This window comes from Streptomyces sp. JNUCC 63 (genome assembly GCF_054366325.1).
The window spans coordinates 6,721,083-6,747,593 of record NZ_CM135963.1 but is presented as its reverse complement, the minus strand read 5'-3'; the positions used below and the strand labels follow the sequence as shown (position 1 = coordinate 6,747,593).

At 71.3% G+C, this 26,511-nt stretch carries 26 protein-coding genes, 3 pseudogenes and 1 riboswitch; of the genes and pseudogenes, 19 read left to right on the top strand and 10 right to left on the bottom strand.

Annotated features, from left to right (window positions below; all coding sequences use genetic code 11):
• Positions 1-38 precede the first annotated feature (38 nt).
• The 3 genes from ACX25U_RS31150 (at position 39) to rocD (ending at position 2,703) form a co-directional block, all read left to right on the top strand.
• A complete protein-coding gene (locus ACX25U_RS31150; protein WP_454384965.1) occupies positions 39-542 on the top strand; it encodes an Lrp/AsnC family transcriptional regulator in 504 nt (167 codons plus the stop codon).
• 122 nt (positions 543-664) lie between these two features.
• Positions 665-1,486, top strand: coding sequence for a dimethylargininase (gene ddaH / locus ACX25U_RS31145; protein ID WP_454384963.1), 822 nt, complete (start codon positions 665-667; stop codon positions 1,484-1,486).
• A complete protein-coding gene (gene rocD, locus ACX25U_RS31140) occupies positions 1,483-2,703 on the top strand; it encodes an ornithine--oxo-acid transaminase (RefSeq protein WP_454384962.1) in 1,221 nt (406 codons plus the stop codon). Before ddaH ends, rocD begins: the two co-directional genes overlap by 4 nt.
• Before the next feature lie 60 nt (positions 2,704-2,763).
• On the opposite strand, the gene ACX25U_RS31135 is transcribed toward rocD, so the two are convergent.
• The gene (locus ACX25U_RS31135) at positions 2,764-3,183 is read right to left on the bottom strand and encodes a CBS domain-containing protein (RefSeq protein ID WP_454384960.1); all 420 of its coding nucleotides are present in this window, start codon (positions 3,181-3,183) and stop codon (positions 2,764-2,766) included.
• A 236-nt stretch (positions 3,184-3,419) separates the two neighbouring features.
• Between ACX25U_RS31135 and ACX25U_RS31130 the strand changes: the two genes are divergently transcribed.
• Entirely contained in the window at positions 3,420-3,725 is a 306-nt protein-coding gene (locus ACX25U_RS31130; RefSeq protein WP_454384958.1) for a hypothetical protein, read from the top strand.
• Between the two features lie 30 nt (positions 3,726-3,755).
• Here the strand turns inward: ACX25U_RS31130 and ACX25U_RS31125 are convergent, their stop codons facing one another.
• Positions 3,756-4,259, bottom strand: a complete 504-nt coding sequence (locus ACX25U_RS31125; protein WP_454384956.1) for a DUF4396 domain-containing protein — start codon at positions 4,257-4,259, stop codon at positions 3,756-3,758.
• A gap of 80 nt (positions 4,260-4,339) precedes the next feature.
• On the bottom strand, positions 4,340-4,963 hold the full coding sequence (locus ACX25U_RS31120; protein WP_454384954.1) for a DedA family protein: 624 nt from the start codon (positions 4,961-4,963) through the stop codon (positions 4,340-4,342).
• A 182-nt stretch (positions 4,964-5,145) separates the two neighbouring features.
• On the opposite strand from ACX25U_RS31120, the gene ACX25U_RS31115 reads away from it, so the two are divergent.
• Entirely contained in the window at positions 5,146-5,871 is a 726-nt protein-coding gene (locus ACX25U_RS31115; RefSeq protein WP_454384952.1) for a lysophospholipid acyltransferase family protein, read from the top strand.
• Positions 5,872-5,943: 72 nt separating this feature from the next.
• On the opposite strand, the gene ACX25U_RS31110 is transcribed toward ACX25U_RS31115, so the two are convergent.
• Positions 5,944-7,542 (bottom strand): alpha/beta hydrolase, encoded by a 1,599-nt coding sequence (locus ACX25U_RS31110; protein WP_454384951.1) that lies wholly within the window; start codon positions 7,540-7,542, stop codon positions 5,944-5,946.
• Positions 7,543-8,148: 606 nt separating this feature from the next.
• Positions 8,149-8,351, top strand: a riboswitch (cyclic di-AMP (ydaO/yuaA leader).
• A gap of 4 nt (positions 8,352-8,355) precedes the next feature.
• On the opposite strand from ACX25U_RS31110, the gene ACX25U_RS31105 reads away from it, so the two are divergent.
• Complete coding sequence (locus ACX25U_RS31105) at positions 8,356-8,829, top strand: C40 family peptidase (protein WP_454384949.1); 474 nt, start codon at positions 8,356-8,358, stop codon at positions 8,827-8,829.
• Between the two features lie 59 nt (positions 8,830-8,888).
• Here ACX25U_RS31105 and ACX25U_RS31100 read toward each other — a convergent pair whose 3' ends face one another.
• Positions 8,889-9,347, bottom strand: coding sequence for an ATP-binding protein (locus ACX25U_RS31100; RefSeq protein WP_454384947.1), 459 nt, complete (start codon positions 9,345-9,347; stop codon positions 8,889-8,891).
• Positions 9,348-9,572: 225 nt separating this feature from the next.
• On the opposite strand from ACX25U_RS31100, the gene ACX25U_RS31095 reads away from it, so the two are divergent.
• Both ACX25U_RS31095 and ACX25U_RS31090 read left to right on the top strand, forming a co-directional pair.
• Positions 9,573-10,430: a helix-turn-helix domain-containing protein gene (locus ACX25U_RS31095; RefSeq protein ID WP_454384945.1), complete on the top strand. Its 858-nt coding sequence runs from the start codon at positions 9,573-9,575 to the stop codon at positions 10,428-10,430.
• A gap of 34 nt (positions 10,431-10,464) precedes the next feature.
• A complete protein-coding gene (locus ACX25U_RS31090) occupies positions 10,465-10,695 on the top strand; it encodes a DUF397 domain-containing protein (protein ID WP_454384943.1) in 231 nt (76 codons plus the stop codon).
• A gap of 53 nt (positions 10,696-10,748) precedes the next feature.
• Here the strand turns inward: ACX25U_RS31090 and ACX25U_RS31085 are convergent, their stop codons facing one another.
• Positions 10,749-11,876, bottom strand: coding sequence for an 8-amino-7-oxononanoate synthase (locus ACX25U_RS31085; protein WP_454384941.1), 1,128 nt, complete (start codon positions 11,874-11,876; stop codon positions 10,749-10,751).
• 170 nt (positions 11,877-12,046) lie between these two features.
• On the opposite strand from ACX25U_RS31085, the gene bioB reads away from it, so the two are divergent.
• The 8 genes and pseudogenes from bioB to ACX25U_RS31045 form a co-directional block, all read left to right on the top strand.
• Positions 12,047-13,183: a biotin synthase BioB gene (gene bioB / locus ACX25U_RS31080; RefSeq protein ID WP_454384939.1), complete on the top strand. Its 1,137-nt coding sequence runs from the start codon at positions 12,047-12,049 to the stop codon at positions 13,181-13,183.
• Positions 13,176-14,465, top strand: coding sequence for an adenosylmethionine--8-amino-7-oxononanoate transaminase (locus ACX25U_RS31075; RefSeq protein ID WP_454384938.1), 1,290 nt, complete (start codon positions 13,176-13,178; stop codon positions 14,463-14,465). The genes bioB and ACX25U_RS31075 overlap by 8 nt, the downstream gene beginning before the upstream one ends.
• Before the next feature lies 1 nt (position 14,466).
• A complete protein-coding gene (bioD, locus tag ACX25U_RS31070) occupies positions 14,467-15,195 on the top strand; it encodes a dethiobiotin synthase (protein ID WP_454384937.1) in 729 nt (242 codons plus the stop codon).
• 785 nt (positions 15,196-15,980) lie between these two features.
• Positions 15,981-16,655 (top strand): class I SAM-dependent methyltransferase, encoded by a 675-nt coding sequence (locus ACX25U_RS31065; RefSeq protein ID WP_454384936.1) that lies wholly within the window; start codon positions 15,981-15,983, stop codon positions 16,653-16,655.
• A 183-nt stretch (positions 16,656-16,838) separates the two neighbouring features.
• On the top strand, positions 16,839-17,678 hold the full coding sequence (locus tag ACX25U_RS31060) for an ABC transporter ATP-binding protein (RefSeq protein WP_454384935.1): 840 nt from the start codon (positions 16,839-16,841) through the stop codon (positions 17,676-17,678).
• Between the two features lie 5 nt (positions 17,679-17,683).
• Positions 17,684-20,251 (top strand): ABC transporter permease, encoded by a 2,568-nt coding sequence (locus ACX25U_RS31055; RefSeq protein ID WP_454384934.1) that lies wholly within the window; start codon positions 17,684-17,686, stop codon positions 20,249-20,251.
• 85 nt (positions 20,252-20,336) lie between these two features.
• Positions 20,337-20,789: pseudogene (locus ACX25U_RS31050) on the top strand (LLM class oxidoreductase); the annotation flags it as partial.
• A gap of 63 nt (positions 20,790-20,852) precedes the next feature.
• Positions 20,853-21,068: pseudogene (locus ACX25U_RS31045) on the top strand (GNAT family N-acetyltransferase); the annotation flags it as partial.
• Positions 21,069-21,196: 128 nt separating this feature from the next.
• Here the strand turns inward: ACX25U_RS31045 and ACX25U_RS31040 are convergent.
• From ACX25U_RS31040 to ACX25U_RS31025, 4 genes and pseudogenes are all read right to left on the bottom strand, one after another.
• Complete coding sequence (locus ACX25U_RS31040) at positions 21,197-21,973, bottom strand: alpha/beta fold hydrolase (RefSeq protein ID WP_454384933.1); 777 nt, start codon at positions 21,971-21,973, stop codon at positions 21,197-21,199.
• Positions 21,974-22,130: 157 nt separating this feature from the next.
• Entirely contained in the window at positions 22,131-22,301 is a 171-nt protein-coding gene (locus ACX25U_RS31035) for a hypothetical protein (RefSeq protein WP_454384932.1), read from the bottom strand.
• A 36-nt stretch (positions 22,302-22,337) separates the two neighbouring features.
• Positions 22,338-23,173: pseudogene (locus ACX25U_RS31030) on the bottom strand (LLM class flavin-dependent oxidoreductase).
• Positions 23,170-23,376 (bottom strand): hypothetical protein, encoded by a 207-nt coding sequence (locus ACX25U_RS31025; protein ID WP_454384931.1) that lies wholly within the window; start codon positions 23,374-23,376, stop codon positions 23,170-23,172. Before ACX25U_RS31025 ends, ACX25U_RS31030 begins: the two are co-directional and overlap by 4 nt.
• A 642-nt stretch (positions 23,377-24,018) precedes the next feature.
• On the opposite strand from ACX25U_RS31025, the gene ACX25U_RS31020 reads away from it, so the two are divergent.
• The 3 genes from ACX25U_RS31020 (at position 24,019) to ACX25U_RS31010 (ending at position 26,324) form a co-directional block, all read left to right on the top strand.
• On the top strand, positions 24,019-25,020 hold the full coding sequence (locus tag ACX25U_RS31020) for a hypothetical protein (protein ID WP_454384930.1): 1,002 nt from the start codon (positions 24,019-24,021) through the stop codon (positions 25,018-25,020).
• A 177-nt stretch (positions 25,021-25,197) separates the two neighbouring features.
• Positions 25,198-25,662 (top strand): DUF2199 domain-containing protein, encoded by a 465-nt coding sequence (locus ACX25U_RS31015; protein ID WP_454394596.1) that lies wholly within the window; start codon positions 25,198-25,200, stop codon positions 25,660-25,662.
• Positions 25,662-26,324: a hypothetical protein gene (locus ACX25U_RS31010; protein ID WP_454384929.1), complete on the top strand. Its 663-nt coding sequence runs from the start codon at positions 25,662-25,664 to the stop codon at positions 26,322-26,324. The genes ACX25U_RS31015 and ACX25U_RS31010 overlap by 1 nt, the downstream gene beginning before the upstream one ends.
• The last annotated feature ends 187 nt before the right edge of the window (positions 26,325-26,511 follow it).

The following is a 26,511-nucleotide window of genomic DNA, read 5'->3' as shown; positions in this document are numbered from 1 at the left end:
GGCCGGGCGCGGACGTTTGCGCTGGATACAGTGCCGACATGAACAGCAGGCCGACACCGTTCGACGAACTCGACCGGAAGATCCTCACCGCGCTGATGGCGAACGCCCGCAGCAGTTTCGCCGAGATCGGCGCGGCCGTCGGCCTGTCCGCGACGGCCGTCAAGCGCCGTGTGGACCGGCTGCGCGAGACGGGTGTGATCACCGGGTTCACGGCCACGGTCAAGCCGTCGGCGCTGGGCTGGCGTACGGAGGCGTACGTCGAGGTGTACTGCGAGGGCGCGGCCCCGCCGCGGCGGCTGGCCGAGGTGGTCCGCAACCATCCGGAGATCACGGCGGCGATGACGGTGACCGGCGGAGCGGACGCGCTGCTGCACGTGCGGGCGCGGGACGTGGAGCACTTCGAGGAAGTGCTGGAGCGGATCCGCACCGAGCCGTTCATCCGGAAGACGATCAGCGTGATGGTCCTCTCGCACCTGCTGCCGGACGCCCCGGAGGCGGGTGCCAGCCAGCCCGCCCCGCAGGACGCAGCAGACGTGCGCTGAGCGGCGGAAAGACGCAGCGTTCCTGCTCATGCGCGCAGCTTTCGTTTCTTGTCGCCCGCCGTCACCGCTTCCTACCTTTGTGTCACCCCCAGTCGACACCCAGGAAGCGGAGGGACCCCTCTGTGCCCGAATCCCGTGTGCCGCGCCGGCGGCGCTTCCTCGTCTGCGAACCCAGACACTTCGCCGTGCAGTACGCGATCAACCCCTGGATGCATCCGGACGTCCCCGTGGACGTGTCCCTGGCCCAGGCGCAGTGGCATGAACTGATCGGCGTCTACCGCGCCCACGACCACACCGTCGACACCGTGGAGCCCGTGCCCGGCCTGCCGGACATGGTCTTCGCCGCCAACGCGGCGGTCGTCGTGGGCGGCCGCGTCTTCGGCTCCCTGTTCAAGGCGCCCGAGCGCCGCCCGGAGTCCCTCCCCTACGACACGTGGTTCAAGTCGGCCGGCTACGACGTCTACCGTCCCGAGTCGGTGTGCGAAGGCGAGGGCGACTTCGTGCCGGCCGGCCGCTGGATCCTGGCCGGCGCCGGTTTCCGCACCACCCGCGAGGCCCACCGCGAGGCGCAGGAGTACCTGGGCGTGCCGGTGATCGGCCTGACCCTGGTGGACCCGTACTTCTACCACCTGGACACCGCGCTGTTCGTCCTCGACGACGAGGGCGAGGGAAACATCGCGTACTACCCGGAGGCGTTCTCGCCCGGCAGCCGCGAGGTGCTCGCCCGGCTGTACCCGGACGCGGTGCTCGCCACCCGCGAGGACGCGACGGCCTTCGGCCTGAACTCCGTCTGCGACGGCCGTCACGTCTTCATCTCGCCCGGAGCGACGGCGCTCGCCGAACAGCTCGCCGACCGCGGCTACGTCCCCGTCCCCGTCGACCTGTCCGAGTTCCACAGGGCCGGCGGCGGCATCAAGTGCTGCACCCAGGAGATCCGCTCATGACCGCACCCGCACGGACCCGCACCTCCGACGAGCTGATCCGGGCCGAGGAGCCGGTCCTCGCGCACAACTACCACCCGCTGCCCGTGGTCGTCGCCCGCGCCGAGGGCACCTGGGTGGAGGACGTCGAGGGCCGCCGCTACCTGGACATGCTGGCCGGCTACTCGGCCCTGAACTTCGGCCACCGCCACCCCGCGCTGATCGAGGCCGCGCACCGCCAGCTCGACCGGCTGACGCTGACCTCGCGGGCCTTCCACAACGACCGGCTCGCCGAGTTCGCCGAGCGGCTGGCGTCCCTGACCGGTCAGGACATGGTGCTGCCGATGAACACCGGCGCCGAGGCGGTGGAGAGCGGCATCAAGGTGGCCCGCAAGTGGGCGTACGAGGTCAAGGGCGTCCCGGCCGGCCGGGCGACGATCGTGGTCGCGGCGGACAACTTCCACGGCCGTACGACGACGATCGTCGGCTTCTCCACGGACGAGACGGCACGCTCGGGCTTCGGGCCGTTCACGCCGGGCTTCAGGATCGTCCCGTACAACGATCTGGCGGCGCTTCAGGCGGCGGTCGACGAGACGACGGCCGCGGTGCTGATCGAGCCGATCCAGGGCGAGGCCGGTGTGATCATCCCGGATGACGGCTACCTCGCCGGGGTGCGGGAGCTGACCCGCCGCGCGGGCTGTCTGTTCCTGGCGGACGAGATCCAGTCGGGCCTCGGCCGCACCGGGCGCACGCTCGCCGTCGAGCACGAGGACGTGGTGCCGGACGTCGTGCTGCTGGGCAAGGCACTGGGCGGCGGGATCGTGCCGGTGTCCGCGGTCGTCGGGCGCCGGGAGGTACTCGGGGTGCTGCGGCCGGGTGAGCACGGGTCGACGTTCGGCGGCAACCCGCTGTCCGCCGCGGTCGGCACGGCGGTGGTCGGCCTGCTGGAGACCGGCGAGTTCCAGCGCCGGGCGGCGGAGCTGGGCGCGGTGCTGCGCGAGGGTCTGGCCGAGCTGGCCGGCCGGGGCGTGGTCGGCTTCCGCTCGCGCGGCCTGTGGGCGGGCGTCGACGTGGATCCGGCGATCGGCACCGGGCGGGAGATCGGCGAGCGTCTGATGCGGGAGGGCGTCCTGGTCAAGGACACCCACGGCTCCACGATCCGGCTGGCGCCGCCGCTGACCATCACCGAGGACGAACTGCGCTCCGCGCTGGCCTCCCTGGAGAAGGTGCTGGCCGCCTGACGGCCGGCACGGCTGGGGGCGCCGGCGCGGGCGCCCCCAGCGGTCGGTGCCGTCGCGGCCCTACTGGTTGGGCTCCGCCCCGCTGATGTCACCGAGGGCGGATCCCGGGTCACGCTCGATGGCCAGGTCGCCGAGGGAGACGATGCCCACGGCGTGACCGTGGTCGACGACCGGCACCCGGCGCACGGAGTGCTCCCGCATCAACTGCACCGCGCGGTCCAGGTCGTCGTCGGGGGTCACGGTGTAGATGTCGCCGCTGCACGCCGAGGCGACGGTCCGCTGCTCCTGGTCACCGCCTTCGGCCAGCGCGCGGATCACCAGGTCGCGGTCGCTGACCAGGCCGCGCAGCTCGTCGCCCTCGGTCACCAGCACGATGCCGATGTCCTCGTCGCGCATCTTCTGGGCGACCGCCGTCACCGAGGTCTGCGGCTCCACCGTCACCAGTCGGCTGGTCATGATGTCGCGTACGTGCTGAGCCATGACGCCTCCCTTCGTCAGGTCCTGCGGTCTGCGCGGTGCCGTTCACCGCGCCGCCCTCGCCGGGTACCCGATGGGAGCGGCGGCGCACCTGGTGACCGGCGCCGCGATCCGGTCCGCGTGCGACCTCCGCCCGCGCCCCAGGAGACGCCCGCCTGCCCGCCTGCCCGCCTGCCCGCCTGCCCGGTGACGAGCGGGGTACCCGCCGGGTGACGGGACTCCTTGAGGAGATGACTTCCATGCTGCTCATCGGTCTGCTCCTTCTCGCGGCGACCGCCGCCTTCACCGCTCTGGCCATCGCCGGCAACCTGTCCGGCGGCCCCGAGCACACGGTGTCGGTGCTCGGCAACGGCATCGCCAGGATGAACACGCTCGAGGCCTTCAGCGCCGGTCTCGCCCTCGCCCTGATCTTCTGTCTGGGCGCGGCCCTCCTGGCCGGTGCCGCGACACGCCACCGGCACGCGCACCGGACCGCGCGCGGCTACGGCGGCCGGCCGGACACCGGCCCGCTGAACGAGCCCATGGGCCGGGACGGCCGCCCCTGACCGGTACGGCCGCACCACGCGCGACCGGCGTCAGTGGTACATGTGCACGACCGCGTGCCCCTTGCCACGGTCGATCATCCACCGGTTGACAGGGACGGTGACCACGAAGGCGAGCACGAGGGAGAGAACCAGCGACACCCAGAACAGCGCGTCGGACAGGCCGGCGTCCATGGCGCCGGGCACGCCGACCATCACGGTGTTGTCGATCAGTTCCATCACCGCGATGGACACGGTGTCGGCGGCCAGGGCGACCCCGACCGCCCGGCGGACGGGGACTCCGGCGCGCAGGACCCCGCGCATGGTCAGCGCGTAGCCGAAGACGAAGGCCAGCGCGACGGAGATGAGGACCGTGGCCGCGTTGTGCAGGCCGGCCGCGGTGCCGACGACCATGCCGAGCACCTCACCGACGGCGCATCCGGTGAGGCAGTGCAGCGTGGCCTGTGCGGCCACGCGCCAGGAGGCGCCCGGCGAAGGGTGCTCATGCCGGTGCGCGTGGTGCGTGTGGTGCTCGTGTCCGTGTGCCGGGTGTGTCATCGTCGCTCTCCCCTGCGGATGAAGACCTCACGCACCAGAACATTAATACCCCCTAGGGGTATTCCCGGGTTCCGCGGACATCAGTCCTCGCGGTGCCTGCGGCGCAGCAGGTGACGGGCGATCAGGGCGGCGACCAGGAGGCCGAGTGCGACGAGCACGTAGACCTCGTAGCGGCGGATCTCGTCGTAGACCGTGCTGATGTGTGCGCCCGCGAAGTAGGCCAGGGTCACCCACAGGCCCACCCACAGCGCGGCGCCGAGCGCGTTGAAGGCGAGGAAGCGGAGCCAGTGCATGCCCGTGGTGCCGGCGATGATGCCGTTGGCCTGGCGCAGGCCCTCGATGAAGCGGGCCACCGTGACGATCTTGCCGCCGTGCCGGGAGAAGAACCGCTCGGCCGCCTCGAACCGCTTCGGCGTCAGGAAGACGTACCGCCCCCAGCGGTGGACGAACGCCCGTCCGCCGAACCGGCCGACGAGGTAGCCGATGTTGTCCCCGACGATCGCCGCGAGGAACGCGATCAGGCCGACGGCCACCACGTTGAGCTGCCCGGCCCCGGCATACACCCCGGCCGCGATCAGGATCGTCTCACCCGGGGCGGGAACCCCGAAGTCCTCCACCAGGACCACACCGCCGACGGCCCAGTAGCCGTAGTGGCTCAGCAGCGGGGCCAGGTGCGCCAGCGGACCCGGAAGCGGAGGGGCCATGCCCACCACGGTACGTCGCCGGGTGGGCGGCTTTCGGCAGGCGCGGCATCGCGCCACCGCCGTACGGCCGGAAGCAGTTCCCCGCCACGGTGTGCGCACTTACACTGGCACCCCCACGGCATACACCCTGACCTGCGAGAACACGGCGGTTGAGCAGTTCCGCACGAGTGAGGAGCGCCCCCTTGTTCTACTACCTGCTCAAATACGTCCTGCTGGGACCGCTGCTCAGAATGGTCTTCCGGCCCCGGATGGAGGGGCTGGAGCACGTGCCGGCGTCCGGTCCGGCCATCGTCGCGGGCAACCACCTGTCGTTCTCGGACCACTTCCTGATGCCCGCGATGCTCAAACGGCGTATCACCTTCCTGGCGAAGGCCGAGTACTTCACGGGACCGGGCCTCAAGGGCCGGCTCACCGCCGCCTTCTTCCGCAGCGCCGGGCAGATCCCGGTCGACCGCTCCGGCAAGGAGGCCGGGCAGGCCGCGATCCGGGAAGGGCTCGGGGTGCTGCGCAAGGGTGAGCTCCTCGGCATCTACCCGGAGGGCACCCGGTCGCACGACGGCCGTCTGTACAAGGGCAAGGTCGGTGTCGCGGTCATGGCGCTCGAGGCCGGGGTGCCGGTCGTGCCGTGCGCGATGATCGGCACCTTCGAGGCCCAGCCGCCGGGCCGGGTCGTCCCGCACATGTACCCGGTCACGATCCGCTTCGGCAAGCCCCTGGACTTCTCCCGCTACGCCGGGCTGGAGAACGAGAAGGCGGTCCTGCGCGCCGTCACGGACGAGATCATGTACGCCATTCTGTCGCTGTCCGGGCAGGAGTACGTCGACCAGTACGCGGCGGTGGTCAAGGCGGAGCAGGCCGAGGCGAAGGGTGAGAGGGAGCGCAGGTTCCCGCGCTCACCGCTCGGCTGACCGCCACGGCACCGCACGCGGAGAAGGGGCGGCCGGGAATCCCGGCCGCCCCTCGTCACGTACGACCGTCCACTACGGCTTCGGCGTGGCGTGCGGAGCGCAGGTCACGTCCGCCCGGTCCAGCTTGCCGGTGAGCAGGTAGGCGTCCACCCGGTCGTTGATGCACGGGTTGGCCAGGCCGGTGACTCCGTGGGAGCCCGCGTCCTTCTCGGTGATCAGGCGGGAGCCCTTGAAGCGCTTGTGCAGTTCGACGGCGCCGGCGTACGGGGTGGCGGCGTCCCGCGCGGACTGCACGATCAGCACCTCCGGCAGGCCCTTGCCGGTCTTGACGTTCACCGGGGTCTGCTGCTTGACCGGCCACGTGGCGCACGGCAGGTTCATCCATGCGTTGGCCCAGGTCATGAACGGCGCGGTCCTGTGCAGCCGCGTGTTGTCCCGGTCCCACTTCTTCCAGCTGGTGGGCCACTTGGCGTCGGTGCACTCCACGGCCGTGTAGACGGCGTTGCCGTTCTCCGAGGAGATGTTGCCCGCGGTGTCGGACATGTCCGGGGCGGCCGCGTCGATGAGCGCCTGGGTGTCACCGGCGACGTACTTGCTGAACACCGTCGCCACCGGCACCCACGCGGAGTCGTAGTACGGGGCGCTCTGGAAGAAGGAGATCAGCTCGGCCGGGCCGACGACCCCGCCGACGGGGTTCTTCTTGGCGGTGGCGCGCAGTGTCAGCCACTTGTCCTGGACCTCGGCGCGGGTGGTGCCCAGGTGGAAGGTGGCGTCGTTCTTGGCGACCCAGTCCTGCCAGTCCTTCCAGCGGATCTCGAAGGCGGTGTCCTGGTTCAGGTTGGCCTGGTACCAGATGTTCTCACGCGCCGGGTTGACGACGCTGTCGACGACCATCCGGCGCAGGTGGCCCGGGTACATCGTGCCGTAGACGGCGCCGAGGTAGGTGCCGTAGGAGACGCCGAGGAAGTTGAGCTTCTTCTCGCCGAGCGCGGCGCGGATGACGTCCAGGTCGCGGACGGTGTTCGCGGTGGTCATCTGCTGCAGCATCGTACGGCCGGTGCGCTCGTAGCAGCCCTCGGCGTACTCGCGGGCCAGCTTGCGCTGGACGCGCTTGTCGGCCTCGGAGTCCGGCACCGGGTCCATCTTGGGCGCCTTGACGAACTCCTGCGGGTCCACGCAGGAGATGGGCGCCGAGTGGCCGACACCGCGCGGGTCGAAGCCGACGAAGTCGTAGGCCTTCGCCACGTTGGCCCAGATGGGGTTCTTGGAGGTGACCCGGGCCGGGAAGCGCAGGCCCGAGCCGCCCGGTCCGCCCGGGTTGTAGACGAGGGCGCCCTGGCGCTCCTGCTTGGTGCCGGTGTTGCCGATGCGGTCGACGGCGAGCTTGATCTGCTTGCCGTACGGCTTGGCGTAGTCGACCGGCACCGAGACCCAGCCGCACTGGATGGGCTTGGCCAGCCCCCAGTCGGCGGGGCAGTCCTGCCAGTCGATCCCGGCCTCGGCGGCGCGCTCGGCGGCGATCGCGGCGCCGCGTGCCTCGCGGTCCTGGCCGTGGCGGTTCTCCGCAGCGGCGGCGGGCGTCGCCATGGCGCCGGCTATCAGGGTCGCCGTGACCAGCGCGCCGGCCGAACCGAGCGCCGTCGCCCGGTTCTTCGGTCTCATGTCCCTCAAGTGGGACCTCCCCGTACATCGTTGCGAATTGGGTACGGGGGATCCTTGCGGCTGCGAGGTCCTTGAGAACAGGGGGCACTGGCCTTCTTTGCCAATCCGATAACCGGCGCGGCGAGTCCCGCTGAGCGGATTCCGACGCGAGGCGAGCCGCCCGATGCCGTCACCCGGGCCATCACCGCTGCCGGCCGAGGTGGAAATGACCGCCCGTCACCTCGACACGGTCGGCCTACTGATCGTCAGCTCGCCGCTTCATGCTGTGAACTGACGCACCCACAGGCGCGCGCCGCCGGTGAGAACGAGCCCTGTGGGCGTGAGTCGAAACGGACCAAACGACGTACCTCCTTTCGGGTTGGTTCCCCTCCTTTTCCGAGGTCCTTCCGGTTGCGCGGCCCTGCCTCCCCGGATGGCGGAACGGGCTGTTCCGGCGCTGGTCCGGGAGTCGCCGTGGGGGGAGACAGCCGTTCGAGCGCAAGGGCGCCCACCCGAACGGCTGAGTGGTGAGTAACAACACAAATCCCCGATTCCGTTGGGATTTTCGGACATGCGTAGGTGAAGATCCGTGTCGACGACAAGCCCCCGCCACCGCGGCGGGGCGGTCCGGGCGGACGCCGAATCCTGCCGCCGCCCGGACGACCGGTCGACGGAAGTGGATCGGCAGGAGTGGAGGACCCAAGCACGACGGGTCGCCGGAACGGTCACGCCATGACCGGTCCGAGCAGCCCTTGGGGTGAAGCCGCGACAACGCGGCCGGGCAACTTCGCCAGCCCGAATCCGACAGGTCATCCTTCACAGGCGGCTGACGAAGGGTTGCGCATGACCACGCTCAATCGTGTCCCGTCACTGATGGCCCGGGCCGGCACGGCCTCGGCCCTGACCCTGGCCGCCGTGGGCGGCTCGATCGCGGTTCCCGGCATGGCCTCCGAGGCCTCGGCCGCGACACCGGCCACGAAGGCGCTTCATATCGCGGCGTCCAAGAAGGGCTCCCCCTACCGATGGGGCGCCACCGGGCCGCGGAGCTTCGACTGCTCCGGCCTCACGCTGTACTCGTTCAAGAAGGCGGGCAAGAGGCTGCCCCGCACGGCGGACCAGCAGTACAACAAGACCCGCCACATCTCCGCGAAGAGCCGCAGGGCCGGGGACCTGGTGTTCTTCCACTCGGGCTCGTACGTCTACCACGTCGGCATCTACGCCGGCGGGGGCAAGATCTGGCACGCCCCGAAGACCGGGGACGTGGTGAAGCTGCAGAAGATCTGGACGAAGAGCGTCTGGTACGGCCGGGTCCGCTGACCCGCCCGGGGCGGTGGCGGCGCCCTGAGGCGCCGTCACCGCCCCGGGCTCCGCACGAGCTACGGCTCCTGCCGCCCCGCGGCCGTGACCGGCCGGGCCGGGACCGTCCACGGAAGCTCGATGCAGACCGTCTTGCCGCCCTCCCGGGTCGGCCGCACGGTCAGCCTGCCGCCGCACTCGGCGGTGAGCCACCGGATGATCACCATGCCCCGGCCGTTGTCCTGCTGGACGGCGGCCGGCAGTCGTTTCGGGAATCTCGGATGGCTGTCGGTCACCCCGATCCGCAGGTGTTCGTCACGCACGAGAGCGAGGTCCACCGTGAAGGTGGGGGACTGCCCGAGGGTGTGCTGTACGGCGTTGGTGGCGAGCTCGGAGACGATGAGCCGGACGGTCTCGGCGGTGTCCGTGTCCGGCGGCAGGCCCCACTCCTCGAGGGTGCTCACCACATAACCGCGGGCCGCGGAGACCGAGGCGGGATCGCTCGGCAGAGTGACGGATGCTTCCAGATGGTCTGCCATGACGACGCCGGCCCTTTCCCAGGGGATCGCAGTCCGACACGGAGCGGATGGTTCGAGTACGGTCCCGGACTGGTGCTTCGCCGCCAGACTGCCATCACCACACCGGTCCCGCGTGGCGATCCACCAGATATGCATATATCTGTCGCTCGATGCGGTGAACTCTGCGACGGCAGACCGTATGTGAAGCGGGTCAGGTGGAGCGTTCGGAGGAGTGAGGAGCAGTCCATGCAGCACGGTCCCGCGGTACGCCGCCGGAAACTGGGCGCCGAACTGCGCGCGCTGCGCACCGGTGCGGGTCTCACCAGCGGTCAGGCGGCCCGGCTGGTGGGCTGGCACCAGTCGAAGGTCAGCCGGATCGAGACCGGCGCCAGCGGGGTGAAACCGGCCGATGTGCGGTTACTCCTGGACGCGTACGCCGTCCGGGACTCCCAACTGCGCGAGTTGCTGCTGGCGTTGGCGGAACCGGACGACGGCGGCCGGCACCACTGGTGGCACGCCTACCGCGGCGTACTGCCACCGGCCTACCGGGACTTCATCAGCCTGGAGTCGCAGGCGAGCGGAATGCGCACGCTGGAGACCTCGGTCGTCCCCGGGCTGCTGCAGACCCCCGAGTACGCGCGCGCAGTCACCCGGGCCGCCGTGGACGGGCTCGACGGCGACCGGCTGGACGCGCTGGTGGAGGTGCGGCTGGCCCGCCAGGACGTGCTGCGCGCGCACCCGCCGCTGGAGCTGGACGCGGTGCTGGACGAGGCCGTGCTGCGCCGGGAGGTCGGCGGGCCCGAGGTGATGACACGGCAGCTCGAGCGGCTGGCGGAGGCGGCGCGGCTGCCCCAAGTACGACTCCAGGTAATGCCGTTCGCCGCCGGGGAGCACATCGGCGTGACCGGGTCTTTCGTCATCTTCTCATTTTCGAACACTTCTGATCTTGACGTGGTGGTCATCGACCACTTGACGAGTAGCCTCCACCTCGAACGGAAAGAAGACCTGGAGGCCTACACCGAGGCCTTCGACACTCTTCGGAGCCGCGCTCTTCCGCCCGAGGACTCGTTGGACTTCATCGCCCGGATGCGCCGGGACACCTGACGGCGCACCACCGTTCACCGCGTAAGGAGGCACCATGTCCGCTCTGCCTCGGCACGTACCTTCCAGCACCGATCTGCACGGCGTGCGCTGGCTGCGCAGCAGCCACAGCACCGGAGCCAACAACTGCGTCGAGACGGCCCGGCCGGCCGCGGGGCCCTGGGCCGGGCTGCTCGCCGTACGCGACTCCAAGGACCCGGCCGGGCCGGCGCTGCTCTTCTCCCCCGAAAGCTGGGCGGGCTTCACGGCCGCGGCGCACGGCCTCTGACGCACGATCCGGTCAATTCCGCATCCGGCGACGCACGGCCGTGTCACGCCGACTCATGGTCGCGTTTCGCCGATCACCCGTACAGCGCGTTCGATCTGCGCCCCGGAGAGGTCCGCGCGGGCGGTCAGCCGCAGCCGTGAGACGCCGTCGGGCACGGAAGGAGGACGGAAGCAGCCCACGGCCAGCCCGGCCGCACGGCAGTCGGCCGCCCAGCGCACGGCCCCCTCCGGGGACGGCGCGCGCACCGAGACCACCGCGGCGTCGGGGCGTACCGCGTGCAGCCCCGCGGCGGTCAGGCGCGCGTGGAGTTCGTCCGCCACCTCGCGCGCGCGTGCCGCCCGCTCCGGTTCGCGGCGCAGCAGCCTCAGCGCCGCCAGGGCCGCGCCCGCGGCCGCCGGGGCGAGGCCCGTGTCGAAGATGAACGTCCGGGCCGCGTTGACCAGGTGGTCGACCACCCGTGCGGGCCCGAGGACGGCTCCGCCCTGGCTGCCGAGCGACTTCGACAGCGTGGCGGTGACGACCACGTCGCCGGCGCCCGCCAGCCCCGCCGCGTGCGCGGCGCCGCGGCCGCCGGCACCCAGCACGCCCAGCCCGTGGGCGTCGTCGACGACGAGACCGGCACCGTGCTCCCGGCAGGCCTCGGCGAGCTCCGCCAGCGGGGCGGCGTCGCCGTCGACCGAGAACACCGTGTCGGAGACGAGGACCGCCGGGCCCTCGTGGGTGCCGAGCGCCTTGCGCACGGCCTCCGGATCGGCGTGCCCGACGACCTGCGTGGTGCCCCGGGCCAGCCGGCAGCCGTCGATGAGCGAGGCGTGGTTGCCCGCGTCGGAGACGACGAGCGAGCCGTGCGGGGCGAGCGCGGTGACCGCGGCGAGGTTGGCGGCGTATCCGGAGGAGAAGACCAGCGCCGCCTCGAATCCGCAGAAGCCGGCCAGCTCGCGCTCCAGTTCGGCGTGCAGCTCGGTGGTGCCGGTGACCAGCCGGGAGCCGGTCGAGCCGCCGCCCCAGGTGCGCGCCGCGTCCGCGGCCCCCGCCGTGACCTCCGGGTGGCGGGCCAGCCCCAGGTAGTCGTTGCTCGCGAGGTCCAGCAGCGGCGACTCGGCCGGGCGGGGCCGCAGCGTCCGTACGAGCCCGGCCCGCCGGCGCGCCTGAGCCTGCTCCTCGATCCAGCCGAACGCCATGGGTCCTCCGGGGGCTTTTGTAGGCAGTGCACAGACCCTAGCGGGCGGTGCGAAGACCCTATCCGCAGGACCATCCGTCCATGGTGTGGCAATACCCACACGTCAACGCCTGCGCATTTGTGCAGACTCTCCTTGGCCCAGGACGGACACGTAGGACAGGATCGACTCCCATGGACCTGCTGAACACGCTGGTGGAGAAGGGGCTTCGGCGCGAGTCGCCGACCCGGGAGGAAGCTCTGGCCGTGCTGGCCACCTCCGACGACGACCTGCTCGATGTGGTGGCCGCGGCCGGAAAGGTGCGCCGCCACTGGTTCGGCCGGCGGGTGAAACTCAACTATCTCGTCAACCTCAAGTCCGGTCTGTGCCCCGAGGACTGCTCCTACTGCTCCCAGCGGCTCGGCTCGAAGGCCGACATCCTCAAGTACACCTGGCTGGGGCCCGACGACGCCTCCAAGGCCGCGGCGGCCGGGCTGGCCGGCGGCGCCAAGCGCGTCTGCCTGGTGGCGAGCGGGCGCGGTCCGACGGACCGTGACGTGGACCGGGTCTCTCAGACCATCAAGGCCATCAAGGAGCAGAACGAGGGCGTCGAGGTGTGCGCCTGTCTCGGGCTGCTCTCCGACGGCCAGGCCGAGCGGCTGCGCGAGGCCGGGGCCGACGCCTACAACCACAACCTCAACACCTCCGAGTCGACGTACGGCGACATCACCACCACCCACACCTACGCCGACCGGGTGGACACGGTGAACAAGGCGCACGCCGCCGGGCTGTCCGCCTGCTCCGGGCTCATCGCGGGGATGGGCGAGAGCGACGAGGACCTGGTCGACGTGGTCTTCTCGCTGCGCGAGCTGGACCCCGACTCCGTTCCGGTGAACTTCCTGATCCCGTTCGAGGGAACGCCGCTCGCCAAGGAGTGGCACCTGACCCCGCAGCGCTGCCTGCGGATCCTGGCGATGGTGCGGTTCGTCTGCCCGGACGTGGAGGTGCGGATCGCGGGCGGCCGCGAGGTGCACCTGCGTACGATGCAGCCGCTCGCCCTGCACCTGGCCAACTCGATCTTCCTCGGCGACTACCTGACCAGCGAGGGCCAGGCCGGCAGGGCCGACCTGGAGATGATCGCGGACGCCGGGTTCGAGGTGGAGGGCACGGACCAGGTGACGCTGCCGGAGCACCGGACCTCCGGTGGCTGTCACGAGGGTGGCGTGTGCGGAACCTCCGCGGGCTCCGCCCCTTCGGTGAACGAGCCGCGCACGGACCTCGTCGCCGTACGCCGCCGGGGCGCCGGAACGGACGTCGCACCCAATGCCTGACCTGTCCGGCCCGGGCGTGGCCGAGCTGTTGGAGCTCGACCGGCGGCACGTGTGGCACCCGTACGGGCCCATGCCCGGCCGTCAGGACCCGCTCGTCGTGGAGTCGGCGAGCGGGGTGCGGCTCAGGCTCGCGGACGGCTCGGGCGAACTGGTGGACGGCATGTCGTCGTGGTGGGCGGCGATCCACGGCTACAACCACCCGGTGCTCAACGAGGCCGCGCGGGAGCAGCTGGCGCGGATGAGCCACGTGATGTTCGGCGGGCTCACGCACGAGCCCGCCGTCCGGCTCGCGAAGCTCCTTGTCGACATGTCGCCGGACGGCCTGGAGCACGTGTTCCTCGCCGACTCCGGTTCGGTGTCGGTCGAGGTCGCGGTCAAGATGTGCCTGCAGTACTGGCGCTCGCTCGGCCGCCCGGACAAGCGGCGGCTGCTGACCTGGCGGGGCGGCTACCACGGCGACACCTGGCAGCCGATGTCCGTGTGCGACCCCGAGGGCGGGATGCACGAGCTGTGGACCGGCGTACTGCCGCGCCAGGTGTTCGCGGACGCGCCGCCGGCCGAGTACGAGGAGTCGTACGCCGAGCATCTGCGGGAGATGGTCGAACGGCACGCCGGCGAACTGGCCGCCGTGATCGTGGAACCGGTGGTGCAGGGCGCGGGCGGGATGCGGTTCCACTCCCCCGCCTATCTGCGGGTGCTGCGCGAGGTGTGCGACGAGCACGACGTACTGCTGGTGTTCGACGAGATCGCGACCGGGTTCGGGCGCACCGGCGCGCTGTTCGCGGCGGAGCACGCCGCCGTGACGCCGGATGTGATGTGCGTGGGCAAGGCGCTGACCGGCGGCTATCTGACGATGGCGGCGACGCTGTGCACGGCGCGGGTGGCGGACGGGATCTCGCGGGGCGAGGTGCCGGTGCTGGCGCACGGGCCGACGTTCATGGGCAATCCGCTGGCGGCGGCCGTGGCGTGCGCGTCGATCGGGCTGCTGCTCGGCCAGGACTGGCTCGCGGAGGTCAAGCGGATCGAGGCGGGTCTGCGGGACGGGCTGGCGCCGGCGGCGGAGCTGCCCGGGGTGCGGGACGTACGGGTCCTGGGCGCCATCGGCGTGGTCCAGCTCGACCATCCGGTGGACATGGCGGCGGCGACGCGGGCGGCCGTGCGCGAGGGCGTGTGGCTGCGGCCGTTCCGGGACCTGGTGTACACCATGCCGCCGTACGTCACCGGTGACGCGGATGTGGCACGGATCGCGCGCGCGGTGTGCGCGGCGGCGCGGGAGGGTTGAGATGCCGGTACTGGTGATCACGGGCACGGGCACGGAGGTCGGCAAGACGGTCACCACGGCCGCCGTCGCCGCGGCGGCCGTCGCGGCGGGACGGTCGGTGGCCGTGCTGAAGGCCGCGCAGACGGGCGTACGGCCGGACGAGCGCGGGGACGCCGAGGAGGTCGCGCGGCTGGCCGGTCCGGTGACGGCACGTGAACTGGCCCGTTACCCCGAGCCGTTGGCGCCCGCCACGGCGGCCCGGCGGGCGGGGCGGGCGCCGGTGCGCCCGCACGAGGTGGCCGAGGCCGCCGCCAAGCTGGCCACCGAGCACGACCTGGTGCTGGTGGAGGGCGCGGGCGGGCTGCTGGTCCGCTTCGACGAGTCGGGCGGCACACTGGCGGACGCGGCGCGGCTGTTGCGCGCCCCGGTCCTGCTGGTGGCCTCGGCCGGCCTGGGCACGCTGAACACAACGGAACTGACGGCCCGTGAACTGCGTTCCCGCGACGTGGACCTGCTCGGCGTGGTGATCGGCAGCTGGCCGGCCCACCCGGACCTGGCCTCCCGCTGCAATGTCACCGACCTCCCCGAGGCAGCCACCGCCCCCCTCCTCGGCGCCCTCCCCACGGGCGCCGGCACCCTCCCCCCGGCCGCCTTCCGGGCAACGGCCCCCGACTGGCTGGCCCCTCGCCTGAACGGCAGATGGGACGCGGAGTCCTTCACGACGCGGGAGGCACCTCCACCGTTCGCATAGGCAGCGGACCGCCTGCCGGGCCCGCTCCCGGCAGGCATGCGAGGCACCGGCCCTCGGCGTCCGCACACGCGGGCGCGCGCCGTCTGGAGGGCGAGGTCCGTTCCCTCGCCGTACTCGGCGTCCCCCACGCGCGGGCGCGCGCCTGAGCCGGCCGGGAGGGCGGGGCCTGCCCCGACAGGCATGCACGCCGGGGGCTGCCGGCGACCCAGGCACAGGCACACGGCCCACCCGGCCGGAGTGACAGGCGTCGCCCCCGGCGACCCCGCACACCAGGGCCACTGTGTGCCCACGCGCAATTTGCGCGGTCGGCGGAACAGGCCCCGCCCCGAGCGGACGTGCGTCGCGCGTGCGGCCCACAGCGCGGACCGACCCGCTGCAGGACCGGTGGCTCGCCGAGCCCCGGTACGACCGCGGCAGACCGGGACCGGACACAGCCTCCGCGGGCTCGGACAGACCGGGGCGGTGCGCAGCCCCACGCGCGGGCGGCAGGTCCCGGCCGGGCGCGAGGCCGGATCGCGCCCGGCACGGACGCGCGTGCAACGGTCCGCACGGGCCCGCACGCGGCCTACGGACCCGCGGCAGACCGGCGGCTCGGCGAGCCGGACAACGTCCGGCCGCGGCGGGCGGACCCTCGTCGAGTCCAGCGGGCTCAAGGAAAGGCAGGGCGGCACCCGGTCCGGCGTACGGGTGACGAGCCAGGACGGCACGGTGCCCGGCACGCGTGTGCGTGCCGGGGGTTTACGCGGGGGACACTCTCCGTAAGCCTGTCCGTTCGGGAGGTTGCCATGGTGTTGCGGTCCGCGCGGGACGCCGTTCGTCATCCGCTGTTCGCCCGTTACTACGCCCGGGTCAGCGTGGCCGCGGAGAGCAGGATGGGCATGGCCGGGGTGCGTCGGCGGCTGCTGGGCGGGCTGTCCGGGCGGGTGATCGAGATCGGCGCGGGGAACGGGCTGAACTTCGCGCACTATCCGGGCACCGTCGCGGAGGTCGTCGCGATCGAGCCGGAGCGGCTGCTGCGGCGGCGGGCCGTGGAGGCCGCCCTGCGCGCCGAGGTCCCGGTCGACGTGGTGCCGGGCTGTGCGGAGGCGCTGCCGGTGAAGAGCGAGGCGTTCGACGCCGTGGTGTTCTCGCTGGTGCTGTGCAGCGTGCGCGACCTGCCGCGCGCGCTCGCCGAGGCACGGCGGGTGCTGCGGCCGGGCGGCGAGGTGCGGTTCTTCGAGCACGGCAGGGGCGGCGGCCGGGCGATGACGCTCACCCAGCGCGCCCTGGACCGCACGGTGTGGCCGCTGCTGGCCGGCGGCTGCCATCTGGCCCGCGACCCGGTCGCCGCCCTGCGGGACGCCGGCTTCGAACTCGGCCCCTACCGCCGGATGCTGATGCCGGAGAAGGGACCGGTCCTGCCCAGCTCGTACTGCGCGCTGGGCACCGCCTGGCGTCCGGTCTCCGCCGACCGCGGCTGATCAGGCGGAGGGTGCCGGAGGGTGCCCCTTACACCGATGCCCGGAGCCCGACCTCCGGGTGGAGCCCGCGCTCGGCCCGACGGGGGATACCGGCTGTGGGCCCGCTCACACTACGCTCGGCGGGGGACACAAAGCAGTCACGAGTCGGGACGTATCGGACGAAGTACCCTCAGGGAGGCCGTCGTGTCCACAGCTGCTGCGGCGCCGGGCCAGGCGTCGGCCGACGGGATCGCGGCCCGCGCCCGTGGGCTGACCAAGGCGTACGGGTCGGGCGAGACCGCCGTGCTCGCGCTGGACTCGGTGGACGTCGACATCGCGCGCGGCCGTTTCACCGCGGTCATGGGCCCCTCCGGTTCCGGCAAGTCCACGCTCATGCACTGCCTGGCGGGCCTCGACACCGTCTCGGCCGGTCAGGTCTGGATCGGCGACACCGAGATCACGGGTCTGAAGGACCGCGAGCTGACCCGGCTGCGGCGGGACCGGATCGGCTTCATGTTCCAGTCGTTCAACCTCATCCCCACCCTCAACGCGCTGGAGAACATCACCCTCCCCATGGACATCGCCGGCCGGAAACCCGACGAGAAGTGGCTGGACGAGGTCATCGACACGCTAGGGCTGAGGGACCGGCTCGAGCACCGGCCGTCCCAGCTCTCCGGCGGCCAGCAGCAGCGCGTGGCCTGCGCACGGGCACTGGCCTCCCGGCCCGAGCTGATCTTCGCCGACGAACCGACCGGCAACCTGGACTCCCGGGCCGGCCTGGAGGTGCTCGGCTTCCTGCGCGACGCCGTCGACAGTCTCGGGCAGACCGTCGTCATGGTGACCCACGACCCGGGCGCCGCCGCCCACTCCGACCTGGTGCTCTACCTCGCCGACGGGCGGATCGTGGACGAAATGGAGCACCCGACCGCGGAGGCGGTGCTCGGGCGCATGCGCCTGTTCGCCGGGGGAGGCCCGCAGCCCCTCGGCATGGAGGTGGTCCGCGACGGATTCGACGGGGACGGCGTCACCGTCGAGGAGGCCTGACCGGAGTGCTCAAGGCGACCCTGCGCAGCTTCCTCGCCCACAAGGGGCGGCTGCTGCTCTCCGCCCTGGCCGTCATTCTGTCCGTGGCCTTCGTCACGGGCAGCCTGATCTTCTCCGACACCGTCGCCCGCACCTACGACCGGCTCTTCGCCTCCACCTCCGCCGATGTGACGGTGGGGCCCAGGCGGGACCTGAAGTCCGCCGTGCCCACCGGCGTGGTGCGGACGGTGCCCGCCTCTCTCGCCCAGCGAGTGGCCGGGGTCGACGGCGTGGCCGCGGCCCACGTGGACGTGGCCGTCCAGAACGCCGTGGTCGTCAACAGCCGCGATCAACCGGTCGGCCCGACCACCGACGCCCCCACCACCGTTCGCAACTGGGAAGTCACCGACCACAGCCCGGTCCGGCTGACCTCGGGCCACGCCCCGCACGGCGACGGCGAGGCCGTGCTGGACGCCGACACGGCCCGGCACGCGGACATGGGGATCGGCGACACGCTGACCGTGCACGCCCAGCCGGGCACCTTCCGGGTGCGCGTCGTCGGCATCGCCACGTTCACCACCACCAACCCGGGCGCTGCCCTGCTCTTCCTGGACACGCCGACCGCGCAGACCAGGCTGCTCGGCTCCGCGGACCGTGCGACGAGCGTCTCGGTCGACGCGGCCAAGGGCGTGACCGACGCCCAGCTCAAGCACCGTATCGGCCGGGCGATCGGCACCGGCACCTACGACCTGAAGACCGCCGGCGAGCAGGCCGAGTCCGCCGCCGCGAGCCTCGGCGGATTCCTCAGGATCATCAAGTACGTCATGCTCGGATTCGCCGGGATCGCGGTCCTCGTCGGCGTCTTCCTGATCGTCAACACCTTCGCCATGCTGATCGCCCAGCGCACCCGTGAGCTGGGCCTGCTGCGTGCCCTGGGCGCCGACCGGCGGCAGGTACGCCGCTCGGTGCTCACCGAGGCGGTGCTGCTCGGCCTGTTCGGCTCCACGCTGGGCCTGGCGGCCGGGATCGGCATGGCGGCCGGACTGATCCGGCTCCTGAGCGCCTTCGGCATGAACCTGAGCACCACGGAGATGGCCATCGGCTGGGTCACGCCCGTCGCCGCGTACGTCGTGGGCGTCGGCGTCACCTTCGCGGCGGCCTACCTGCCGGCCCGCCGCGCCGCGGCCGTGTCGCCCATGGCGGCCCTGGCGGACGCCGAGGTCGCCGGTGTGGGGCGGCCGATGCGGGTGCGCGCGGTGGCGGGTGCGCTGGTGGGGGCGGCGGGCGTGGCCGCGCTCGCGGGCTGCGCCGCCGCGCACCGCACCGCGACCGCCGTCTCGCTGCTGGGCGCCGGCGTCGTCCTCACCCTGGTCGCGACCGTCCTCGCGGGACCGCTGCTGGTGCGCCCGCTGATCCGGGTGCTGGGCGGAGCCTTCCCGGCCCTGTTCGGCCCCGTCGGGCGGATGAGCCAGCGCAACGCCTTGCGCAACCCGCGCCGCACCGGTGCCACCGCGGCCGCCCTGATGGTGGGCCTGGCCCTGGTCGGCGGGATGTCGGTGGCCAGCGCCTCCATGAACCGGTCCATCGACCGCCAGATCGAGAAGACGCTCGGTGCCGACTTCGTCGTGCAGAATCGTAACTTCCAGCCGTTCCCACCGGAGGTCACGGACAAGGTCCGTGACACGCCCGGCGTCGGCACCGTCGTACGGCAGCGGTTCGCGGCGGTCGCGGTGTCCCTGCCGGACGGCAAGCGCGTCGAGACCACCGCCTCCGGATACGACCAGGCGCTGGACTCCGTCGGCCACGTCAACTACGTCCACGGCGACACGGCGGCGGCGCTCGCCGACGGGCACATCGCCATGGACGTCGGCTTCGCCGACAAGCACGGGGTGCGGCCCGGCAGCGTACTGCCCGTCGAGTTCCAGGGCGGACGGCAGGCACGGCTGACCGTGGGCGCGCTGACCAACCAGGACGCGGCCGAGGGGTTCGGCATCGAGGGCGGCATGTACTTCGGCATCGGCACCGTGGAGAAGTACGTGCCCGGCACCCCGGACGTGGCGCTGTACGTGAACGCGGTCCCGGGCACGGGCGCCGGCCAGTTGCGCTCCCACCTGGAGAAGGCCCTCGCCGCGTACCCCAATGTGCAGGTGCGCGACCAGGCGGACTACAAGAAGCTGGTCCACGACCAGATCGCGGTGCTGCTCCACCTCGTGTACGCGCTGCTCGGGCTCGCCATCGTCATCGCCGTGCTCGGCGTGGTCAACACCCTCGCCCTGTCGGTGGTGGAGCGGACACGGGAGATCGGCCTGCTGCGGGCCATCGGGCTGGCCCGGCGCCAGCTGCGGCGGATGATCCGGCTGGAGTCCGTGGTGATCGCGGTCTTCGGCGCGGTCCTCGGGCTGGCGCTGGGGCTGGTGTGGGGGGTGTGCACCCAGCGGGTGCTGGCCCTGCAGGGCATCAGGACGCTGGCGATCCCCTGGGGCACGATCGTCGCGGTGGTGATCGGCGCGGCGGTCGTGGGCGTCGTGGCCGCCCTGCTGCCCGCGCTGCGCGCCTCCCGCATGAATGTGCTGGCGGCGATCGCGCACGAGTGATGGAATCGCGGCAGTGCTCAAGTCGCTTGCCGCCGAGGAGAGTTCATGCCGCGCCCGTTCCGCTTCGGGATCAACATGATGAATCCCGCGCCCGCCGGTGAGTGGCGCGGGCGGCGACCGGATGCTGCGTCTGACCGCCGAGCACGCGGACATCGCGGCGTTCACGGGTGCCCGGTCGGTGCCGGACAGCACGACGGGGCAGCTCGTGCCGCTCACCGCCGAGGAGCTGGATGAGCGGGTCGCCCTGTACCGCGAGTACGCGGCGGATCGCGCGGAGCCCGCGGAGCTGAACCTGCTCATCCAGGTCGTGACCGTCACGGACGACCCCGCGCGCGTGCTCCAGCCCCTGCGCGAGCGGCAGCCCCGACTGACCCTGGACCAGGCGCTGGTACTGCCCGTCGTGCTGGTCGGCACTCTGGAGGAGATCGTCGAGCGGGTGCGCGCGCAGCGCGAGCGGTCCGGTTTCTCGTACCTGGCCGTCCTGGAGCCGTGCATGGAGGCGTTCGCGCCGGTGATGCGGGCACTGCGGGGCGCGTAGCCACCGGCGTCCGGATGCTGGAATTCCGCCGCGGGCGCGGCCGTGCGCTGATCTGGTCACCACATGACCGATCTGCGCATACGCCCAGCGACCGCCGCCGTTGTCGACATCGTGCTGGCCTTATGGAAGACGGCCGCGGAGGGCACGAGCATCAGCGACGACCGGGAGGGGGTGGCGCGGCTGGTGGCCCGTGATCCGGAGGCCCTGTTGCTGGCGGAGCAGGACGGCGAGCTGGCCGGCACGGTGATCGCGGGCTTCGACGGGTCGATGGGCCACCTGCTTCCCCGAGGATGACCCCCGGAAGACCGTAGCCATCCGGGCAGAGGGCGAGCGCCGACCCGAAGTGGGCCGACGCATCGACGGGCCGCTTCAGCAGCAGGGCGCGGAAGGCCCGGGGTCAAGCCCCCTCACCGCACTGGCGAAGACTCGGCCGCCGTCGCGGCTTCAAGGACGAGATCGGTGACCGCTTCGGGATGGGAGATCATGGCCACGTGGGAGGAATTGATCTCCACCGTGTGTGAACCCGCTCGCTTCGCCTCGAAGCGTTCCTGCTCGGGGTTGATGGTCTTGTCCTGCTTCGCGACGAGGAACCACGACGGGATGTGCTTCCAGGCGGCCACCTTGGCCTTTTCCGAGAACGCGGTCGTTGCCGCCGGCCGTTGGGTTACCGCCATGACCCTTGTGGTGCTTTCCGGCAGGTCGGCGGCGAAGACTTGACGGAGCCTATCGGGCTTGAGGTAGAGGTCGGTCCCGCTGACGCCGCCGGCCCGGTAGGGAATGGACTTCGTGGCGGTGCCGAGTTCGCTGGGGAACCTGGCGCCCAGGGACATTCCGCTCTCGCCCACGTCGGGCATCAGTGCCGACACGTACACCAGCGACTTCACCCGGGGGTTGCCCTCGGCGGCCGAGCTGATCACGGCGCCGCCGTATGAGTGACCCGCCAGCACGATCGGGCCCTTGATGCTGTCCAGCGCGGAGGCGATGTAGGCGGAGTCGCTGTACAGCCCGCGCAGCGGGTTGGCGGGGGCGATGACGGTGTAGCCGCGGCGTTCGAGCCGTTCGACGACCCCGTTCCAGCTGGAGGCGTCCGCGAACGCGCCGTGCACCAGCACGATGGCGGGTTTGGCCGTGGTCGTGCCGCCGTCGGCGGTGACAGGTGCCGCCAGGGCCGTGCACAGTGTCATGGCGCACCCGGCCGCCATGAGGTGTGCGCGACGTATTCGGCGCCGTGAGGCGGGGACTGGAAATGCTGCCATGCCGTTTTTCGCTTTCCGTGAGACCTACGGCACCTGAGTGTTCATCCATCCGCACCGGCAGGCACGGCCACGCACTCCAACCGGGTCACAAAAGTGGGCTATCGGAGTGAATGTCGGAGTCAACGGGTGTGCAGAACCGCCCGGCCTGGGTGTAGTCGACGCCGAACCGGCGGCGCACGAGCTTGGCGATCCGGGCCAGTCCGATGTCGGAGGCCGAGCGGCCGGCTCGCTCGGCTGCGGCGGCGATCGCCTCCATCTTCTTGGGGACGTCCGGCTCAAATTCGCGGCCGTGTTACCAGCCGTCGGCGATCCGGCCGACGCGGTCCAACACGATGTCGCTCGACCCGCCCATCCACACGGGGATCGGCTGCTGCGGTGGCCGTGGCACGAGGACCACGCCGACCACACGGTCGAACTCGCCGTGGACGACCTGACGGGTCCACAACGCGCGGAAGATCGACACCTGTTCCTCGATCCGTCGTCCGCGCGTCCGGAAGTCGGCCCCCATCGCCTCGTGACTGGGTTCCAGCCCACGCCGATCCCGAGTCGCAACCGTCCACCGGTGAGGATGTCGACCTGTGCGGCCTGCTTCGCGACGAGTGTCGTCTGCCGCTGTGGACAGACCAGTACGCAGGTCGAAAAGCCGAGTTCCGGGCAGAGGGCCGAGACGTGGGCGATATGGTCGTCAGCGGCTCGTGGAACGCGGTGTTCACCGAGTAGGCTGCCGCGGTCCGTTGTGCGCCGTCCGGGAATCCGGCGCCGTGGTTGGGCCGCGAATCCGGGTCCACACCCACTACGTGGTCGTTCACCACGATGTAGGAGAAGCCAGCGTCGGAGGCCTGCAGGGCCTAATCGCGAACCATTGCGCGATCCGAGCCGATGCTTCTGCGAGGGGAACCTGACGCCTATCAGCTTTGGCCCTCCCGAACACTTCGTCGTGGAGACGGACTCACGTGCACGCCGCCGCGAAAACCCGAACGGCGAAGTGAGACCGTCGACCTGATCGAGCCCTCGCGGACCGCGGCCCGCGGTTGGGAGAGGCCGAGACCGTTCGTGTGAGGCCGCCAACGCCCGGTTTGCCGGCGGCCGGTCCGGGGGCGATGCGGGCGAGAACCTGGTCGACGTCATCGACCCCGCGCCGCCTCCTGGGCGCCGCTCAATTCCCGAGGGTTCAGACAGATCAGCGCGGTCAGCACCGAACGGTGTCCCAGCCGCCGACGCACCCAGTCCAGCGGGCCACGGAAGATCCTCACGTAGTGGCCGCGCGGCTCCTCCCGCAGCTGGCCGAGCTGGGCGATATGAGCGCGCTGAAGCTGCTCCAGGGTGACCACCGCGAAGGTGTGCCTTGTGTCCGCAGAGACCGTGTGTGGCCGGCGTCGCCTGGTGATTGGGCAGGCGTGTTTCGGCGGCGCCACGTTCGCGACGATAAGGGTGGTGTGTTGCATTCCAACCTTGCCTGATGTGATGCAGTTCACTTTGCCGATCTGCGGACGAGCGGGCGGGGGCACCGTTGTGGGAGCCCCCGCGCCTCGGTCAGCTCCAGGTCATGTTGATCTCGCGTTCGAAATCACACGTGGCGTGCGTCTGGTTACCATCGCGAGGACCACTGGCGACGCTGGGTCAAGCCGCTGTGAGCACGGACAGGACTCCCGGATGTTTGTGAGCCGCCAAGTCTCGACGGGTGAAGGCGGCACCTTCCCACTGCTCTGCGGCGGGGGCGGACCGGAGCAAAAGATGCGGTTGCTGTACTTCGAGCGGGGGCTGTTCACGAGCGGCGCTGACCAGGCAGCACAGAGGTGCTTGAAGATCGCTTCCCGCTGATGGGGTCAACGCCGTTGGTCTGCGCGCGCTTCGTTCAGCAAACGCATTCGGAAGCGGATCGGTCCTTTCCGTTGGATGCGGCCGCCTTGGGGGGCTTCGCGCCCGCCGATACCGGCTCTCAGCCGGCCTGGTCTGGGCGTTAGCCTCGGCGGATGCTTTCTGTGCGGCATGCAAAGGTGATCACACGCCACCGCGACGGGTGGATCCGTGCCTACGTGGTGGACTCTGGCGTTCTCGGAGTGCTGGAGCCCGCTGCGGTGTTCCGGCCGCGGCCCGGGGACGAGGTCGTGGAATCGGCGGTCCGGCCCGATCTGGAGCGAGTCGTGTATACGACGCTGAACCGTGTCGTCTGCCTCACGCGCGCCGGTGACCTGGTGTGGACATCGAACTTCGAGCCGCACTCCGACCGGCCCCATGGCCACCGACCTGGCTGCGCGCTGTCTCAGGACGGCCGGACCGTGTGGGTCTACCGGCCGGACGCGATGGCGGGACGCGGGGGCGGAGACCAGTGGGTCGTGCACGACGCCGACAGCGGGGCGGTACTCGCACGCCGGGAGCTGGAGACCGTCGGGCACGGCGCCAGCCACCACGTGCACGCCGTGGACGGCAGCATCTACCTCGACATCGGTGAGGGCCAGGACGGCTCCGTCATTCTTCGGGGTACGGCCGGGGCCGACGGCGAGGCGCAGTTCGCGACGTACCCGTGGTGGGACCGCTGTCTGATCGACCTGGCGCCGGACGGGCAGCAGTTCATGACCGTCGACCACGGGCAGACGGACGTCGCCTTCCACCACCACCCCAGCGGGGACGTACTCTTCACCCTGCCCGTCGAAGCCTTCGGGTTCGACCCGGAGGCGACCTTCGTCGAATGGAGCGGCGGCTACCTGGCACCGGACCTGGCCGTTGTCACTCTGGGCGGTGAGGGCCAGGACGAGGAGGAGTGGTTCCGCCACCACCTGATCGACGTACGCACGGGCACGCTCAGCGGCGAGATCGCCGTCGAGACGGCCAACCCGTACGATTTGGTGCCCCTGGGCGACGGTTCCTGGCTCACCGACGGCCCCGACGGCCACCCCGTCCGCTGGTCGCGCGCCCCGCTGCCGTCCTCACCGCCGCACCCGGAAAGCCTGATGGACGCTCCCTCCTGTGACTGAGCGCTGTAGGCGGCCCCTGAGCGTTCTTGTTGGCCAGTCACGAGCCGCGCAATCTCCTCATCGCGCTGATGGGCTCCCGGCCGCGGTGGCCTCGAGCCCGTCACTGGGCTCGGCGGCATGATCAGTGATCACGGATTCACCTGCTCTTGCTGCGGCGCGCACCACCACGAGTTGCCGATGAACTACACAGCCGAGGCGCCGGCGATGTGGGATCCGGCCTTCGCCGACGCCGACGACTGCCTGCTCTCGTCGGACCAGTGCGTGGTGCGCGGGCAGCACTACTTCGTCAAGGGCTTGATCGAGATACCGGTCATCGGCAGCGACGAAGTGTTCTCCTGGGGAGTCTGGGTCTCGCTCAGCCGTGAGAACTTCTCCCGCGCGGCGGACCTGTGGGACACCCCTGGCCGCGAGTCCGAGAAGCCGTACTTCGGCTGGCTCACCACCGACCTGCCGATCTATTCGCCCACGACCCTCAACCTTAAGACCAACGTCCACACCCGCCCGGTCGGCGAGCGACCCTACGTCGAGCTCGAGCCCACCGGCCATCCCCTCGCACTCGAGCAGTGCAAGGGGATCGACCTGGACCGCGTGCGGGAGATTGCCGCGGCCGTGCTCCGCTCCGGCGGCAGCAAGCAGCGGTGATGGCAGGCACCTCCGTATCGCCGATTCCCGTCGCACCAGTTGGCCTGAGCCGACGAGCCCGGAATTTCGTCGAGGTGCACGGTATCTGTGCCCCCCGGCAGGGCATCCGGCACCACCGCGATGCATGGCTCGGGCACGGGATCCCCGCTGCAGAGATCGACCGGGCCTCGGCCTTCCAGGACCGCTGGGGCGGCCTAGCCCTGCCGCCGGCCCCGTTCTACGAGGGCGGCCCGCGCATCCTGGGCGCCGGCTGTCCCGAGGGCTCGGCCGCGGAGGGCTGGTCGTTCCCGGCTGGGAGCTGCCGGGTGTCCATGGCCTACAGATTCATGATCGGGCCTGAAGGCGAGTTCGGGATCGATGCCTACCGCTGGACACCCTTGCATGCCGGCACAGACGGATGGGTGGAATCGTTGGCGCTGGCCTTCCACGCGGGACGCTGGGCAAAGACAGTCACAAAGATCACCGGAAATGCTGTCGAGTCCCTGGATCTGAATGGGTGCGAGCCGATACCTGAAGTGCGGGGCATCACCGACACCTGGTGGCGCGGCCAGAACTCGCTCATCGCCATCTACCGCGGCGAGGCCGTTGGCCTTGACGCACCTCGATGCCTTGAAGCTCACGTGTACGGCGGCCTCGACGAGTGGGGCCTTCGCGACGGCTGACCGCTTGCTGACGCCGCCGCCCGGCACCTGCTCGGCCGGACGGGCCAACTACAGCGCAAGGACGGAAGCGAGCGTTCAGTCGGCCAGACGGGCCATCTACGGTACCCAGTCACGGCGGGGCCGCGGGCCGTTGTTGTGACTGGCGGATCCATCGAGGCCGCTCGCCCCCGGTCATCAGTGGCCCGGG

What these genes read in the sequence shown, in the direction of transcription:
- ACX25U_RS31150 (WP_454384965.1), top strand. Translation starts at nt 39, where the DNA reads ATGAACAGCAGGCCGACACCGTTCGACGAACTCGACCGGAAGATCCTC.
- ACX25U_RS31100 (WP_454384947.1), bottom strand. Translation starts at nt 9,347, where the DNA reads ATGGCAGACCATCTGGAAGCATCCGTCACTCTGCCGAGCGATCCCGCC.
- ACX25U_RS31015 (WP_454394596.1), top strand. Translation starts at nt 25,198, where the DNA reads ATGAACTACACAGCCGAGGCGCCGGCGATGTGGGATCCGGCCTTCGCC.
- ACX25U_RS31065 (WP_454384936.1), top strand. Translation starts at nt 15,981, where the DNA reads ATGGTGTTGCGGTCCGCGCGGGACGCCGTTCGTCATCCGCTGTTCGCC.
- ACX25U_RS31125 (WP_454384956.1), bottom strand. Translation starts at nt 4,259, where the DNA reads ATGACACACCCGGCACACGGACACGAGCACCACACGCACCACGCGCAC.
- ACX25U_RS31035 (WP_454384932.1), bottom strand. Translation starts at nt 22,301, where the DNA reads ATGGAGGCGATCGCCGCCGCAGCCGAGCGAGCCGGCCGCTCGGCCTCC.
- bioD (WP_454384937.1), top strand. Translation starts at nt 14,467, where the DNA reads ATGCCGGTACTGGTGATCACGGGCACGGGCACGGAGGTCGGCAAGACG.
- bioB (WP_454384939.1), top strand. Translation starts at nt 12,047, where the DNA reads ATGGACCTGCTGAACACGCTGGTGGAGAAGGGGCTTCGGCGCGAGTCG.
- ACX25U_RS31020 (WP_454384930.1), top strand. Translation starts at nt 24,019, where the DNA reads ATGCTTTCTGTGCGGCATGCAAAGGTGATCACACGCCACCGCGACGGG.
- ACX25U_RS31010 (WP_454384929.1), top strand. Translation starts at nt 25,662, where the DNA reads ATGGCAGGCACCTCCGTATCGCCGATTCCCGTCGCACCAGTTGGCCTG.
- rocD (WP_454384962.1), top strand. Translation starts at nt 1,483, where the DNA reads ATGACCGCACCCGCACGGACCCGCACCTCCGACGAGCTGATCCGGGCC.
- ACX25U_RS31075 (WP_454384938.1), top strand. Translation starts at nt 13,176, where the DNA reads ATGCCTGACCTGTCCGGCCCGGGCGTGGCCGAGCTGTTGGAGCTCGAC.
- ACX25U_RS31085 (WP_454384941.1), bottom strand. Translation starts at nt 11,876, where the DNA reads ATGGCGTTCGGCTGGATCGAGGAGCAGGCTCAGGCGCGCCGGCGGGCC.
- ACX25U_RS31095 (WP_454384945.1), top strand. Translation starts at nt 9,573, where the DNA reads ATGCAGCACGGTCCCGCGGTACGCCGCCGGAAACTGGGCGCCGAACTG.
- ACX25U_RS31090 (WP_454384943.1), top strand. Translation starts at nt 10,465, where the DNA reads ATGTCCGCTCTGCCTCGGCACGTACCTTCCAGCACCGATCTGCACGGC.
- ACX25U_RS31040 (WP_454384933.1), bottom strand. Translation starts at nt 21,973, where the DNA reads ATGACACTGTGCACGGCCCTGGCGGCACCTGTCACCGCCGACGGCGGC.
- ACX25U_RS31120 (WP_454384954.1), bottom strand. Translation starts at nt 4,963, where the DNA reads ATGGCCCCTCCGCTTCCGGGTCCGCTGGCGCACCTGGCCCCGCTGCTG.
- ACX25U_RS31105 (WP_454384949.1), top strand. Translation starts at nt 8,356, where the DNA reads ATGACCACGCTCAATCGTGTCCCGTCACTGATGGCCCGGGCCGGCACG.
- ACX25U_RS31135 (WP_454384960.1), bottom strand. Translation starts at nt 3,183, where the DNA reads ATGGCTCAGCACGTACGCGACATCATGACCAGCCGACTGGTGACGGTG.
- ACX25U_RS31130 (WP_454384958.1), top strand. Translation starts at nt 3,420, where the DNA reads ATGCTGCTCATCGGTCTGCTCCTTCTCGCGGCGACCGCCGCCTTCACC.